Annotated in this window: 12 protein-coding genes and 1 pseudogene; 4 read left to right on the forward strand and 9 right to left on the reverse strand. The window is 72.2% G+C overall.

Annotated elements, in window-relative coordinates; all coding sequences use genetic code 11:
- Positions 1-241 precede the first annotated feature (241 nt).
- From RDV84_RS11945 to RDV84_RS11965, 5 genes are all read right to left on the reverse strand, one after another.
- The gene (locus tag RDV84_RS11945; RefSeq protein ID WP_309153527.1) at positions 242-2,677 is read right to left on the reverse strand and encodes an ADOP family duplicated permease; all 2,436 of its coding nucleotides are present in this window, start codon (positions 2,675-2,677) and stop codon (positions 242-244) included.
- A 10-nt stretch (positions 2,678-2,687) separates the two neighbouring features.
- Entirely contained in the window at positions 2,688-3,413 is a 726-nt protein-coding gene (locus RDV84_RS11950) for an ABC transporter ATP-binding protein (RefSeq protein WP_425606404.1), read from the reverse strand.
- A 47-nt stretch (positions 3,414-3,460) separates the two neighbouring features.
- Complete coding sequence (locus tag RDV84_RS11955; protein ID WP_309153528.1) at positions 3,461-4,717, reverse strand: efflux RND transporter periplasmic adaptor subunit; 1,257 nt, start codon at positions 4,715-4,717, stop codon at positions 3,461-3,463.
- 175 nt (positions 4,718-4,892) lie between these two features.
- On the reverse strand, positions 4,893-6,203 hold the full coding sequence (locus RDV84_RS11960) for a sensor histidine kinase (RefSeq protein WP_309153529.1): 1,311 nt from the start codon (positions 6,201-6,203) through the stop codon (positions 4,893-4,895).
- 4 nt (positions 6,204-6,207) lie between these two features.
- Entirely contained in the window at positions 6,208-7,632 is a 1,425-nt protein-coding gene (locus RDV84_RS11965; protein ID WP_309153530.1) for a sigma-54-dependent transcriptional regulator, read from the reverse strand.
- Between the two features lie 138 nt (positions 7,633-7,770).
- Here RDV84_RS11965 and RDV84_RS11970 point away from each other — a divergent pair, with 138 nt between their 5' ends.
- Entirely contained in the window at positions 7,771-9,021 is a 1,251-nt protein-coding gene (locus tag RDV84_RS11970) for a threonine/serine exporter family protein (RefSeq protein ID WP_057948868.1), read from the forward strand.
- A gap of 126 nt (positions 9,022-9,147) precedes the next feature.
- On the opposite strand, the gene RDV84_RS11975 is transcribed toward RDV84_RS11970, so the two are convergent.
- The 3 genes from RDV84_RS11975 to RDV84_RS11985 all read right to left on the reverse strand — a co-directional run bounded on the left by RDV84_RS11975 (position 9,148) and on the right by RDV84_RS11985 (position 12,389).
- Complete coding sequence (locus tag RDV84_RS11975; protein ID WP_057948867.1) at positions 9,148-9,534, reverse strand: H-NS histone family protein; 387 nt, start codon at positions 9,532-9,534, stop codon at positions 9,148-9,150.
- Between the two features lie 441 nt (positions 9,535-9,975).
- Entirely contained in the window at positions 9,976-11,694 is a 1,719-nt protein-coding gene (locus tag RDV84_RS11980; RefSeq protein WP_250449250.1) for a proline--tRNA ligase, read from the reverse strand.
- Between the two features lie 233 nt (positions 11,695-11,927).
- Positions 11,928-12,389 (reverse strand): DUF4124 domain-containing protein, encoded by a 462-nt coding sequence (locus tag RDV84_RS11985; protein WP_078996018.1) that lies wholly within the window; start codon positions 12,387-12,389, stop codon positions 11,928-11,930.
- A gap of 121 nt (positions 12,390-12,510) precedes the next feature.
- Here RDV84_RS11985 and pssA point away from each other — a divergent pair, with 121 nt between their 5' ends.
- The 3 genes from pssA to rimI are packed head-to-tail and all read left to right on the forward strand — an operon-like array spanning position 12,511 to position 14,236.
- Positions 12,511-13,305, forward strand: a complete 795-nt coding sequence (pssA, locus tag RDV84_RS11990) for a CDP-diacylglycerol--serine O-phosphatidyltransferase (protein ID WP_309153531.1) — start codon at positions 12,511-12,513, stop codon at positions 13,303-13,305.
- Positions 13,306-13,346: 41 nt separating this feature from the next.
- Positions 13,347-13,745, forward strand: coding sequence for a hypothetical protein (locus tag RDV84_RS11995; RefSeq protein WP_309153532.1), 399 nt, complete (start codon positions 13,347-13,349; stop codon positions 13,743-13,745).
- Positions 13,742-14,236 carry a ribosomal protein S18-alanine N-acetyltransferase gene (gene rimI, locus RDV84_RS12000; protein ID WP_309153533.1) on the forward strand — a complete coding sequence of 165 codons (495 nt, stop codon included), beginning with the start codon at positions 13,742-13,744 and terminating at the stop codon, positions 14,234-14,236. The genes RDV84_RS11995 and rimI overlap by 4 nt, the downstream gene beginning before the upstream one ends.
- 45 nt (positions 14,237-14,281) lie before the next feature.
- Here the strand turns inward: rimI and RDV84_RS26320 are convergent.
- A pseudogene (locus tag RDV84_RS26320) lies at positions 14,282-14,467 on the reverse strand (DUF6053 domain-containing protein); the annotation flags it as partial.
- Between the last annotated feature and the right edge of the window lie 15 nt (positions 14,468-14,482).

Here is a 14,482-nt window from a genome sequence, read left to right on the forward strand (position 1 = left end):
GATGCGTTCTCGCGAACGCGGTGCCTGGTGCGCAGTGGTTTCGACGTCCTGTCTGTTGTGTCCTTGATGAACTCAGAATCGTTTGCGCGTGTATCGCTGTCAATCGTAGCGCCGTGTCTTTTATGATGTTTTTTCGTGATTTTCATCGCGAATCAAGCAATGTGCGAAATCGCGCTGCGCAACACGACCGTACGTGTTTTCCAGCATGTTGCGCGCGCGAAACATCATGGCTCGCAGTGGATCAAGGCGCGCGCAACACTTGCATCGGGTGCACCCGCGATGCGCGCAGCGCCGGCGCGATGCTGGCGAGCAAGCCGGCCGACGCCAACGCCGCGAGCACCGCGGCGATGGCCAGCGGGTCGGCCGCGCTGACGCCGTACAAGAAGCCCTGGATCAATCGCGACAGCGCCAGCGCCGCGATCAGGCCGATCAACAGGCCCAGGCCGACCTGCAGCGCCGCGTCCTTCAATACCAGCCGCAGCAGGCTCGCCGGTTGCGCGCCGAGCGCGGCGCGCACGCCGAACTCGTGCTGGCGCGCGCCGACCACGACCGAGGTCACCGCGTACAGGCCGATCGACGCGAGCAGCAGCGCGATCGCCGCGAACACGCCGACCAGCAGCAGCGCGAGGCGTTGCTGGTCGGTCGTGCCGGCAACCACCGCGTCCATGCCGCGCACGTTGGCGATGGGCTGGTCCGCGTCGATCTCGGCCATGGCCGCGCGCAGCTGCGGCTCGTAGGTCTGCGGCGCGCCGGCCACGCGCAGCGCGTAGTTGAGCGGGGCGAAATCGCGCAGGGTGGTCCACACCTCGTCGGAAATCTGCGCCAGCGGCACGTACACCACCGGCGGCGGCGCTTCGCCGGGGCCGTACTGGCGCACGTCGCCGACCACGCCGACGATGCGCATCGCCACCGTGCGTTCGCCGCGGTCGGGTCCGTGCAGGATCTGGCCGAGCGGATTGCCGCTGAGATAGCGCTGGGCGAAGGACTCGCTGACCAGGCACACCGGCTCGCCGCCGGCGCGGTCGCGATCGTCCAGGCCGCGTCCGGCGCGCAGCGGGACGCGCAGCGCGTCGAGGAAGCCGGCGCTGACCGGCCGGTACTGCGGCCCGATCTGGCGGCCGTCGGCGAGGCCCACCGGCATGTTGAGCTGCGAGCCGGTCGGCAGGTTGGTCGAGGCGCCGACCGCCTGCACCCCGGGCAGCCGCGCCAGCCGTTCGAGGAAGCGCCGGGTCTGCCGCTCGACCGCGGCGGTGTCGGGATACAGCGTCTTCACCGGCGACAGGCTGAAGGTCAGCACCGGCGCCGCGTCGAAACCCATCGGCGTGGTCGCCAGCGAATAGAGATTGCGCGAGAACAGCGCGGCCGCGGTCAGCAGCACCACCGCGATGGCGATCTGCGCGACCACCAGCGCGCGGCCCAGGCGACCGGCCGCGCGGCTCCAGCCGCCGCGGCCGCCGCCGACCAGCTCCTGGGCGAGGTTGGCGCCGCGTCCGCGCCAGACGCCGAACAACGCCGCCAGCGAAGCGACCGACAGCGCGGTGACCGCCGCGAACAGCCACGACAGCGCGGTGAAGCGGACCTGCGCGCCGCGCAGCCATTCCGGCGGCACCAGCGCCGCCATCAGGGTCAGCGCGACCCAGGCCAGGGCCACGCCGATCAGCGCGCCGAGCGCGCCGATCAGCGCGCCCTCCATCAGCGCCGGCAGGACCAAGCGCGAAGTCGGCGCGCCCATCGCCGCGCGCACCGCGGTCGCGTGGCTGCGGGCGATCGCGCGCAGCGCCATCAGGTTGGTCAGGTTGATCGCCACGATCAGCAGCACGCAGGCGGCGGCGCCCGCGAACAGCAGCAGGGTCGCGCCGGACGTGCTGGTGAAACTGTGCTTGAGCGGCTGCGCGTCGAAGCGCTGGTCGGCGAAATTGCGGTAGGCGTTCTCGCCGATCGCCGCGCGGCGTTCGTTCAGCGCGGCCTTGATCGAGGCGTCGGCCTGGGCGCTGAGCGCGCCGGCGTCGACGCCCTCGCGCATGCGCGCGACCAGGAACTCGTTGGTCGCCGCCGACTCGGGATTCGACGGCAGCTGCATCGGCAGCATCAGGTCGAACGCGATCGGCCACTGGAAATCGGCGGGCAGGATGCCGACCACGGTCGCCGGCCGGCCCTCCAGGCGCAGGGTGCGGTTGAGCAGGCCCGGATCGCCGCCGAAGTGGCCGACCCAGAACGCGTGGCTGACGATGACCGCGGCCGGCCCGTTCTTGCGGTCTTCTTCGGCGCTGAAGTTGCGGCCCATCGCCAGCGGTTGGCCGAGGGTGTCGAGAAAGCCGCGGTCGGCGCTGACCGTCGCGGCCACCACCGGCGCCTGTCCGCTGGAGAGGTTGGTGGTGGAGCGGTAGCCGGTGATCAACCCGGCCGAACGCAACTGCGGCAGCTCGCGCAGGCGCGCGAACAGCAGTGGCGAGGCGACGTTGGTGCCGTCACCCTGGGCCGCGCCGAGGGTGACCAACTGCTGCGATTGCGGGAACGGCAACGGCCGCAGCAAGGCCTGGTCGATCAGCGAGAACACCGCGGCGGTGGTGGCCACGCCCAGCGCGAGCGTCGCCGCGGCCAGGGTCAGGTAAGCGGGGCGGCGCAGCAGCGCGCGCCAGGTCTGCCAGGCTTCGGCGATCGCCACGTCGGCTCTCATCGCGCGCGCCTCAAGCTTCGGCCAACGCCGGCATGGCGTCGTAGTGATGGCGCAGGCGTTCGAAGGCGTCTTCGTCGACGATCTTGCCGTCGAGCATGTGCACGATGCGCTGCGCGCGCTGGGCGAAGGACGCGTCGTGGGTGACCATGCACAAGGTGGCGCCGGCGCGGTGCAGTTGCTCCAGCAATTGCACCACCGCCTCGCCGTTGCGGCTGTCGAGGTTGCCGGTGGGTTCGTCGGCGAGCAGGATCGCCGGCTGTCCCGCCAGCGCGCGCGCCACCGCCACGCGCTGTTGCTGGCCGCCGGACAGCTGGCCGGGGTAGTGCTGCAGGCGGTGGCTCATGCCGACCAGGTCCAGCGCCTCGCGCACCTGGCGCTTGCGCTGGGCCTTGTCGATGTCGTCGCGGTAGGTCAGCGGCAGCTCGACGTTCTCCTCGACGCTCAGATCGGCGATCAGGTTGAACGACTGGAAGATGAAGCCGATCTGGCGGTTGCGGATGCGCGCGCGCTCGGCGTTGCCCAGTTCGGTCACATCGCGTCCCTGCAGCCAGTACTGGCCGCCGTCGGCGCCGTCGAGCAGGCCCAGCAACGACAGCAGGGTCGACTTGCCGCAGCCGGACGGGCCGGTGATGGCGACGAAATCGCCGCGCGCGATCTCCAGCGAGACCTGCGACAGGGCGTGGGTCTCCAGTTCGTCGGTGTGGAACACCTTCTGCAGCGCCTGCAGGCGGATCAGCGGCTCGGACGGGCGGTCGTGCGATTGGGCCACGGGGACAACTCCGGTTAGCGGATGCGAAGGGCTTCGAACTGGTTCCACTGGCTGGTGTCGGACAGGATCACGCGGTCGCCGTTGCGCAGGCCGGCGAGCACCGCGATGCGGTCGCTCGACGCCGCGCCGTAGGTCACGCTGGTGCGCCGCGCCACGTCCGCGCCGGCGGGCAGCACGAACAGGCTGGACACGCTGTTGGGCGCGGCCAGCGGCGGCCGGCCGATGCTGACCACGTCCTTCTGCAGCCCGAGCACGATGCGGCCGTCCACCGACAGGTCCGGGCGCGCGCCGGGCGGCAGCTTGGCGGTCAACTCCACGTCGATGGCGACGCTGCCGTCGCGCACCGCCGGGTCGATCCGGCCGATGCGGCCTTCGACCACGCCGTTGTGGGTATCGATGTTGACCGGCAGGCCGAGCACCAGGTCCTTGGCCTGGACCTCCGGCACGCTGAGCCGGGCCAGCAGCGCTTCCGGCCGCGCCACCCGCGCCAGGTTGGCGCCGGCGGCGACCTGTTGGCCGGGTTCGGCGACCACCTGTTGCAGGATGCCGGAGATGCCGGCGACGACCACCAGCGAGGCGGCCTCCTGGCGGGCGATCTCCAGCGCGCTGCGGGCGCCGTCGCGCTGGGCCTCGGACGCGCGGATCTGCGCCTGCACGTTTTGCCGGAACGCGGCGAAGCGCTTGCGCTGGATCTCCAGCAACTGCCGGTTCTGGTCGGCGGTGATCGTGGCCTGTCGCGCTTCCAGCCGCGAGATCACGCCCTTCTGTTCGCCGAGCACCGAGGCGTCGGCCTTCATCTGGTTGATCCGGAAGGTCGACTCGGCCTCGGCCAGGGTCGACTCGTGGTCGAGCAGTTCGGAGGTCAGCGCGGTGCGCTTGGCGGCGACGTCGGCCTCGGCGCCGGCCAGCGCCGCCTCGGCCTTGCCCAGGTTGGCGGCGGCGGCCGGATTGAACAGGCGCAGCACCACGGTGTCGGGTTCCACCCGCGCGCCGGGCAGCACCACCACCTGTTGCACGGTGGCGGTGGTGCCGGCGGTGATCCAGCGGATGTCCTTGGGCACCAGGGTGCCGCTGGCGCGGATCTCGACCTGCATCGGCCCGCGCCGGGCGTCGTCGATCCACACCTGGGTGCGGGCCACGCTCGGCATGGCCTGGCCGAGGTTCCACAGCGCCGCCACGGCGCACAGCGCCAGCCCCGCGGCGGCGGCCAGCGCGAGGCGGTGGCGTTTCCAGAACGGGCGGCGGGCGGCGGGCGACTTGGCGATGTCCATGCGGGGTTCCCCGCAAGGAGCGTGCCAGCGCCGATGAGCGTCTAAGTGCCTGATCCTGCGTCGGAGCGATACCGCGACCGTCCGGAATCGGACATCGCACCGTCCGTTTGCGGTCGCGCCCGCTACGGTCGCGGCCGCTACGGTCGCGGCCGCCGCCGGGCCGGCGCCGCGCCGCTCATGCCGCCCACAGCGGCAGTTCCAGTTCGGCCACCGCGCCGTCGTGGCCGTCGTCGCGGTTGCGCAGGCTCAGCCGGCCGCCCTGCGCTTCCACGATCTGCCGCGACAGCACCAGGCCGATGCCGGAGCCCTCGGGCTTGGTGGTGAAGAAGGGCACGAACAGATTGTCGCTGGCCGGCAGGCCGTGGCCGCGGTCGAGGATGCGCACCAGCGCGCGTCCGTCCTCGGCGCTCCAGCGCACCCGGATCTCGTCCTCGCCGCCGGCCTCGGCGGCGTTGCGCAACAGGTTGATCAGCGCCTGCTGCAACTGGTCGCGGTCGGCGCGCACGCGCAGGTCGTCGCCCTCGTCCAGGACGATGCGCGCGCCGCAGCGGTCCAGCAGCGCGGCCGCATCGGTGCAGGCCGCGCGCAGCGACACCGCGTGCGGCTGCGGGCGCGGCAGCCGCGCCAGCGCGGCGTAGCCGGCGATGAAGCGCTGCAGCGACTGCGCGCGCTCGCCGATCAGGCGCAGGCCGGCGCGGACGTCGTCGCCGGCGTCGCCGCGTTCGATCAGCCGTTGCAGGGTGTCGGCCAGCGAGATGATCGGGGTCATCGAATTGTTGATCTCGTGGCCGAGCACCCGCAGCAGGCGTTCGAACGCCTGCGTTTCTTCCTCGCGCAGGGCCTGCTCGATCGGCTGCACCACCAGCAGGTGGCCGGCCAGGCTGCGGCTGCGCAGCGGGCTGTGGGTGATCTGCCAGCGCCCGCCGCGGGCCGGGAACTCGTACGCGCGCACCCGGCTGGCCGGGGCCTCGGGGTCGGCGCGCATGAGCTCGCCCAGGCCCAGTTCGCTCCAGGTGCGGCCGACCAGCGCGGTCGCGTCGGCGCCGAGCAGGCGCGCGCCGGCCGGATTGATCAGCTTCAGCCGGCCGTCGGCCTCGAAGGTCAGCACCGCGCCGTCCAGGCCGGCCAGGGTCTTGCTGAGCAATTGCAGGGTTTCGTGCAGGTCGTGGCGTTCGCGCTGCAGGTGGTCGGCCAGGGCGTTGAGGGTGGCGGCGAGCTCGGCGTAGCCGCCGGGGCCGGCGGGCGGCCGCACGCGCACGCCGTAGTCGCCGTCGCGCAGCGCGTCGGCGAGGGTGCCGAGCGTGCGCAGGCGGTGCGGTTCGCGCGGGCGCAGGCTCAACGCGATCGTCGCGGTGAGCGCCAGCACCAGCGCCATCAGCGCCGCGCCGACGAACCCGTCGGGGCGCCCGGCGATCAGCACCAGGCCCAGCGCCGCCAGCGCGGGCGAGGCGATCGCGGCGGCGGCGAGCAGGGCGCGCGAACGCATCGGGTCAGCGCTCTTCCGGCGCGCTCAGGCCGTGCTTTTCCAGCCGCCGGTACAGGCTCTGGCGGGTGATGCCGAGCTGGTCGGCGGCGCGCTGCAGGTTGCCGCCGTGGCGCTCCAGCGCTTGCCGGATCAGGCGCGCTTCGGCCTGTTCCAGGGTGGTCCGGCTCCAATCCGGCTCGTCGCCGTCGGCGATGCCGCCGCGCAACTGCAGCTCGGCCGCGTCCAACTGCGCGCCGCGCGCCAGCAGCGCGGCGCGTTCCATCGCGTGGGCCAGCTCGCGCACGTTGCCGGGCCACGGGTAGCGCAGCAGCGCGCGTTCCGCCGCCGCGGTCAGCACCGGCGGCTCGCGTCGGTAACGGGCCGCGGCCTGGGCCAGGTACAGGCGCGCCAGCGGCACGATGTCGGCGTCGCGCTCGCGCAGCGGCGGCAGGGTGATCTCGAAGGTGTTCAGGCGGTACAGCAGGTCCTGGCGGAAGCGGCTCTCGCGCACCTCCTGGGCCAGGTCGAGGTTGGTCGCGGCGATCAGGCGGACATCGGCGCGCTGGGTGCGCGAGGAACCCACGCGCTCGAACTCGCCGTCCTCGACCACGCGCAGCAGCGCCGCCTGCTGCGCCGCCGGCACGGTGCCGATCTCGTCGAGGAACAGGCTGCCGCCGTCGGCCAGCTCGAAGCGGCCGGCGCGCTCGGATTTGGCGTCGGTGTAGGCGCCGCGGACGTGGCCGAACAGTTCCGATTCGAACACGCCCGGCGCCAGCGCGCCGACGTTGACCTTGACGAACGCGCGCGCCGCGCGCGGCGACCACTCGTGCAGCTTCTGCGCGATCAGGGTCTTGCCGGTGCCGTTCTCGCCCAGCAGCAGCACGTTGGCGTCGGTGCCGGCGATGCGCCGCAGCGATTCGACCGCCGCGCGCATGCTCGGCGATTCGGCCACGAACTCGCCGTCGTGCGCCAGCAGCAGCGTCTGCGCCGCGCTCAGGCGCTGTTCGTTGAGATGGCTGCGGTGCAGCGCGATCTGGGTCGCCAGCACCTGCAGCAGGCGCACGTTGCTCCACGGTTTCTCGATGAAGTCGGCCGCGCCCACGCGCATCGCCTCCACCGCCAGGCCGACGCTGGCCCAGGCGGTCATCGCCAGCACCGGCAGCTGCGGCGCCGCCGCGCGCAGGCGCGCGATCAGCTGCAGGCCCTCGCCGCCGGAGGTGGTGTCGCGGCGGTAGTTCATGTCGACGATCGCGGCGGCGTACTGCGCGCTTTCGATCCGGGCCGCGGCCTCGTCCGGCGAGGCCGCGATGTCGGCCTGGTAATCGTCGGACACCAGCAGCAGGCGCAGCGCCTGGGCGACGTCGGCGTCGTCCTCGACGATCAGCACGCGCCGCGGCGGCGCTGCGCGCGCCGGCTTGCGTGGGCTGTGGCTGACCGCTGCGTCGTCCATGGGCCGGTGGTCGGTGGAAGGGGCGGAATGCGCCGCGCCGCGATGCGCGAGCGACGGCCCAGCATGCCCTGTCGCTGCGCAGATGGCGAGCGCGCCGCCGCTGCCCAAGCGCGCGCGCGCGTGCCATGCTTTGCCGATATGTCCGTCCCGCATCCGCTCAGCGCCACCAGCTACGCCGCCCGCATCGCCTTCGTGGTCGAGCTGGCCGAACGCCTGCACAGCTACGGCACCACCGCGCAGCGGCTGGAGGGGGCGGTCACCTCGGTGGCGCAGAAGCTGCGGCTGGAGTGCGAGCCCTGGTCCAATCCGACCGGGCTGATCCTGACCTTCAGCGACCCGCAGCGGCCGATGGGCGACAGCGACACCACCCGGGTCATCCGCCTGCCGCCGGGCGAGAACGATCTGTACCGGCTCAGCGAGACCGACCGCATCGCCGAGGACGTGATGGCCGGGCGCCTGGACCTGGCCGCCGGCCACGCCGCGCTGGAAGCGCTGGACCGCCCGCGCACGCGCCGCTGGCGGGCGATGCAGGTGTTCGGCTACGGCCTGGCCGCCGGCGCGGTGGCGGCGCTGCTGCGGCTGCCGTGGCTGGACATCGGCGTGGCCGCGGTCAACGGCCTGATGATCGGCCTGCTGGTCGACGTGTCCGGCCAGCGCCCGCGACTGCGCGAGGCGCTGGAGGCCATCGCCGGCATGTTCGCGGCGGCGGCGGTGGTGCTGGTGGCCAACTTCGTCGCCCCGCTGAACCAGAACACGGTGATCATCGCGTCGCTGATCGTGCTGTTGCCGGGTATGGCGCTGACCAACGCGGTCAACGAACTGACCAGCCAGCACCTGGTGTCGGGCACCGCGCGTTTCGCCGGTGCGGTGACGACGGTGGTGAAACTCGCGGTGGGCACGGTGATCGGCCTGTACCTGGCCGACCTGGTCGGCCTGGAACCGGTGGTGCGCGCGTGGCGGCCGCAGGACGGCTGGGTCGAATGGGCCGGGCTGGCGGTGGCCTCGTACGCGTTCGCGGTGTTGTTCCGCGCCCATCGCGCCGATTATCCCAAGGTCATGGCCGCGGCCGCCGGCGGTTATCTGATCTCGCGTTTCGTCGGCCTGGCCTGGGGCAGTCCGGCGGGAATCTTCCTGGCCGCGCTGGTCATGACCGCGCTGGGCAACGCCTACGCGCGCTGGGGCAACCGGCCCGGCGCGATCCTGCGCGTGCCCGGCATCATCTTGCTGGTGCCCGGCAGCGTGAGCCTGCGCGGGCTGCTGAACATGCTGCAGCAGCAGGACGTGCAGGTCGGGCAGGACGCGGTGCTGGCGGTGGTGAATATCCTGCTGGCGCTGATCGCGGGATTGATATTCGGGAATCTGTTGTTGCCGTCGCGGCGGAATCTGTAGCGCGCGATGGGGGATCGGGCGCGTTGATTCGTCGCGGCTCGGGCGGCGTGTTCGAAAAAGACGGGAGCAAATGAAAACGCCGGCTCGAGGCCGGCGGTTTCGGGGGATTTTGCTTTTTCGTCCCGATTACTTGATCAGGAAGTCTTCCAGCTTCTTGCCCTGGGCGGTGTACGCCGCCAGCCAGCGCGGTTGCTTGCCGCGGCCGGTCCAGGTTTCGCCGGTATTGGCCGGGTTGCGGTACTTCGGCGCGACCTTGCCCAGCGGCTTGCGCGCCTTGCGCGCGGCCGGGGCGGCGCTCTTGGCGGCCTTGGCCGGACGGCCGGCGCGCGCGGCGGGAGCGGCGCCGCCGAACAGTTCTTCCAGGGCGTAGCCTTCGGCCTTGAGCAGGGCGACGACTTTCTTGCGCACCGCGGCCAGCGGTTTGCGCTTGTTGAGGGTGGTCTTGCGCTTCTTGGCCTGGCTGATCAGATTTTCCAGTTCTTTCGCGGACAACGCAGAGATGTCGATCGTCATGGAGCCTCCGGGAGTATGGTCGGAATAACGGCCAGTCCCTGGCGCGCGGCAGCATAGTAAAGGCAGGGCCGGGGCGGCGTAAATGCCGAACGGGATATTGCCCGGCATATTTAACAGGTGGCGCGCGGTATTCCTCGGCGCCGGCATGGGGGTAAATCGAGGCGCCGGCTGCGATGGGCGCGAGAGCGCGAGGGTGCTGGAAACGCAGCGCACCAGTGGGCGGGCGGCGGCTTGGGGCGAGGCGAGGCGGGCCGAATCCTCGGCGGCGGCATTGCTGCGGCGCGGTATGCCGCGGTTATGGCGGTTGGATTTCGCACAACGCGACCGCGGTTATCTAAATCGGGCACGAAACCTGCTTGGGCAAGCCGGGCCGGGTTCGGTCGCAGCCGAACCCGGTCGCGTCCGGCGGGCGCCGGGAAAATCCCCGGCGCCGCGGCGGACTCAGGCGCCGGCGCCGATCCGCGCCAGCACCGCGGCGCGGTCGAGATTCTCCGCCGCATCGCTGCGGCGGTGGCGGTATTCGAAACTGCCGGCGGCCAGGCCGCGCTCGGACACCACCACGCGGTGCGGAACGCCGATCAGCTCCATGTCGGCGAACATCGCGCCGGGGCGCAGGCCGCGGTCGTCCAGGGCGGCGTCGACGCCGGCCTTGAGCAGGTCCTGGTACAGCGCCTGCGCCGCCTCGGCCACGCCCGCATCGTTCTTGGGATTGATCACGCACACCACCGCCTGCCACGGCGCCATCGCCTCGGGCCAGGCGATGCCGGCGTCGTCGAAGTTCTGCTCGATCGCCGCGGCGACGATGCGCGACACGCCGATGCCGTAGCAGCCCATCGCCGGCGTCGCGGCCTTGCCGGTTTCGTCGAGCACGGTCAGTTTCATCGCCTCGGCGTACTTGCGGCCCAACTGGAACACGTGGCCGACCTCGATGCCGCGGGCGATGCCGAGCGTGCCGCGGCCGTCGGGCGAGGGATCGCCGGCGACCGCGTTGCGGATGTCGGCGATCTCGTCCGGCTCGGCCAGATCGCGGCCCCAGTTGACCCCGGCGAGGTGGTAGCCGTTGTCGTTCGCGCCGACCACGAAGTCGGCCATCGCCGCAACGCTGCGGTCGGCGACGATACGGATCGCGCGCACCGGCTTGACCGGCCCCAGGAAACCCGGCTGCGCGCCGAGGTGTTCGAGGATTTCCGCTTCCGTGGCGAGGCGATACTCGGCCAGGCCGGCGAGCTTGGACAGCTTGATCTCGTTGACCACGTGGTCGCCGCGCACCAGCGCCAGCGCGAACTGCGCCGCGCCGTCGGCGTCGACGCCCACGATCGCCACCGACTTGACCGTGCGCTGCAGGTCGATGCCGAGCAGCGCGGCGACGTCCTCGCAGGTCTTCTGCACCGGCGTCTCGACCTTGCGCAGGTCCTCGGCCGCGGCCGCGCGCGGGCCCGGCGAGACCGCCTCGGCCAGTTCGACGTTGGCGGCGTAGTCGGAGCCGTCGGAGAAGGCGATCGCGTCCTCGCCCGAATCGGCCAGCACGTGGAACTCGTGCGAAGCGCTGCCGCCGATCGCGCCGGTGTCGGCGAACACGGCGCGGAACTTCAGCCCCAGGCGGGTGAAGATGCGGCCGTAGGTGTCGTACATGTTGCGGTACTCGCGGCCCAGGTCCTCATCGCTGAGATGGAAGGAGTAGGCGTCCTTCATCAGGAACTCGCGCGCGCGCATCACCCCGAAGCGCGGGCGGATCTCGTCGCGGAACTTGGTCTGGATCTGGAAGAAGTTCACCGGCAGCTGCTTGTAGCTGGCCAGTTCGTTGCGGGCGAAATCGGTGATGACCTCTTCGTGGGTCGGCCCGACGCAATACCACGCCTCCTTGCGGTCCTTGACCTTGAGCAGCTGGCCGCCGAATTTCTCCCAGCGGCCGGTTTCCTCCCACAGCTCGCGCGGCTGCACCGCCGGCATCAGCACCTCGATCGCGCCGGCCGCCGCCATCTCCTCGCGCACCGCGCGCTCGACCTTGCGCAGCACGCGCAGGCCCAGCGGCGACCAGGTGTACAAGCCGGCGGCGAGCTTGCGGATCATGCCGGCCTTGAGCATCAGCTTGTGGCTGACGATCTCGGCTTCGGCGGGCGTTTCCTTGCTGGTGTGGAGGTGGAACTGCGACAGGCGCATCGGTCGGGATTCGTGGGCTGGGAAAGGGCGACAGTGTGCCATGCGCGCGGCGCGGGCTGCCGCGGCTGCCCGTGCGGGCGCGGTCGGCATGCGCGGCGCGCGGCGCAACACCGCGTCGCCGGGGCTCGGGGCCGTGCGCGGGGCCGCGGCCGGCGGCGGGCGAAAAAAAACCGCCGCGCGAGGCGGCGGTCTGCGGCGGCGAGGCGCGCGCCGGGCGCGCCCCGCGGCCCGGGTCAGGCCTTGGGTTCGCCCGTTTGCCCGGCGGCGGCCGGCGCCGGCGTGCAGTAGGCGCGGATCGAGGCCTCGGCCAACTGCACCTGGGCGGCGCGCTGCTGCGCGTCGAGCGCGCTGTCGGGCTTGCCGTCGCCGTCGTTGTCCACGCCGACCTGGGCCGAGCTCTGCAACTGCTTGAGGTTGGCGCGCGCGGACGTGCACTGGCTGTTCTCGGCCGGCGCGCTGGCGGCGGCGGTCTGGCTCGGGGTGCCGCTCTTGTTGCGGATCACCCGGTTCTTGACCTGGCCGCTGCCGGATTGGGCCGGCGGGGGCGAGTCGGAATAGTGGGTGACGCCCTGGGCGTCCTTCCACTGGTACAGGTCGGTGGCGGCGGCCGGGAAGGCCGTCAGGGCGGCCAGGATGGCGCCCAGGCCCAGCGCCGGCAGGGCGCGACGGGCGGAAATGCGGGACGTGCGGGACATGGATGGCTCCGGAAGCGGGGCAGCGGAACGTCGGAAAACGCGGACCAGGCCGCGGTACGGCGGGGGGAAACGGAATTGCAGCATCCTGCCATGACGACGGCAAGCGCTACACTTCCCAGTTATGGAACCCCAACCCACGCCCCGCCCGCGCGGACGCGGCATCTACCTGCTGCCCAATCTGTTCACCACCGGCGGCATGTTCGCCGGTTTCTACGCGATCATCGCCGCGACCCAGGGCCGCTTCGACGAGGCCTGCGTGGCGATCTTCGTCGCCGCCATCCTCGACGGCGTGGACGGCCGGGTCGCCCGGCTGACCAACACCCAGAGCGAATTCGGCGTGCAGTACGACTCGCTCGCCGACCTCATCAGCTTCGGCCTGGCGCCGGCGCTGGTGATGTACCACTGGGCGCTGGAGGCGACCAAGCTCGACGGGGGCATCCCCGGCAAGATCGGCTGGGTCGGCGCCTTCCTCTACGCCGCCTGCGCGGCGCTGCGCCTGGCCCGGTTCAATTCCCAGGTCGGCCAGGTCGACAAGCGCTGGTTCATCGGCCTGGCCAGCCCGGCCGCGGCCGGACTGGTGGCGAGCTTCGTGTGGACCTGCCACAGCTTCGACCTGTCCGGCGAGGAACTGCGCTACGCCGCGCTGGCGGTGACCGTGCTCGCCGGTCTGCTGATGGTCAGCCGGGTGCGCTACGTCAGCTTCAAGGGCAGCGGCCCGCGCAACGACCGGGTGCCGTTCCTGGCGATCCTGGTGGTGGTGGCGGTGCTGGTGGCGATCGCCATCGACCCGCCGCGGGTGCTGCTGGCGATCTTCGCGCCGTATGCCTTGTCCGGGCCGGTGCAGGCGCTCTGGCGCCGGCTGCGGCGCACGCCGGAAACGCCGTCGCCGCCGGCCGGCGGAGCGGGGGCGGCATGAGCGGGCTGTGGGACGCGCAGCAGCGCGAGTGGCTGCAGGCGATGGGCTACTCGGTGCTGGCCCTGGCCGGCGACGAGCCAGCCGCGGCCGCGCCGTCCCGCGACGCAGACGAGGACGCGCGCGCAAGCGAGCGCGATCGCGTCGGGGCCCGCGCCCCGAACGAGACGCCGAACCGCGGCGCGCCCCGCGCCGACCGGCGTGCGGACGAACGCAGCGAACCGGTGCGCGGCGATGGCGGACGCGCGAACGCCGGCGCACAGGGACAGCGCAACCAGGGCGCCGAGAGCGCGCTGCTGCGCAACCTGCTGCGTGCCGCCCGGCGCGCATCGGGCGACCCCGAGGTGCAGGCGCTGTTCGATCCGGACGCCCTGCGCGCGCCCGCCGCCAAGCGCGCGCTGTGGCCGCGCCTGCGTGCGCTGCGCCGGGGCGCGCGCGGATGAGCGCGCTGGCGCCGGACCTGGAGGACGCCAGCGCCGCGCCGGCCGGACTGCGGCCGATGCGCGAGGACGACCTCGACGCGGTCCACGCCATCGAGATCCGCGCCTACGAATTCCCCTGGACCCCGGGCATCTTCCGCGACTGCCTGCGCGCGGACTACCCGTCCTGGGTGCTGACCGACGCCGGTCGCGTGACCGGCTATTTCCTGATGAGCGTGGCCGCCGGCGAGGCGCACGTGCTCAACGTCTGCGTCGCGCCGGAAGCGCACGGCCGCGGCCACGGCCGCCGGCTGCTGCGCGCGCTGCTGCGCATCGCCCGCGGCCGCGGCGCCGAGCGGGTGTTCCTGGAAGTGCGCCCGTCCAACCCCGGCGCGATCGCGCTGTACCACAGCGAAGGTTTCAACGAGATCGGCCGCCGCCCGCGTTACTACCCGGCCCGCGGCGGGCGCGAGGACGCGCTGGTGATGGCGATCGAATTGCTCGCGCAGGAGTGAGCGGCCGTTGGGGGAGGGCCTGCGGACTCGATGTTTCGTGGGAGGGCCTTCAGGCCCGATGCTCTTGTGTCGGATCGCCGGGCGCTGATCGGAAGGCGTCGGGGCTGAAGCCCCTCCCACAAGGGCGAGCCCCGGGCTTCGGGGCAGCCGGGTGATCGTGGGAGGGCCTTCAGGCCCGACGCTCTTGTGTCCGGTCGCTGCACAAGGCCGAAGGCCGACCGCCGGACGCATACGAAAAAGCCGCGA

Origin of the sequence: Lysobacter yananisis, assembly GCF_031199375.1 — a bacterium.
Classification (GTDB): domain Bacteria; phylum Pseudomonadota; class Gammaproteobacteria; order Xanthomonadales; family Xanthomonadaceae; genus Lysobacter; species Lysobacter yananisis.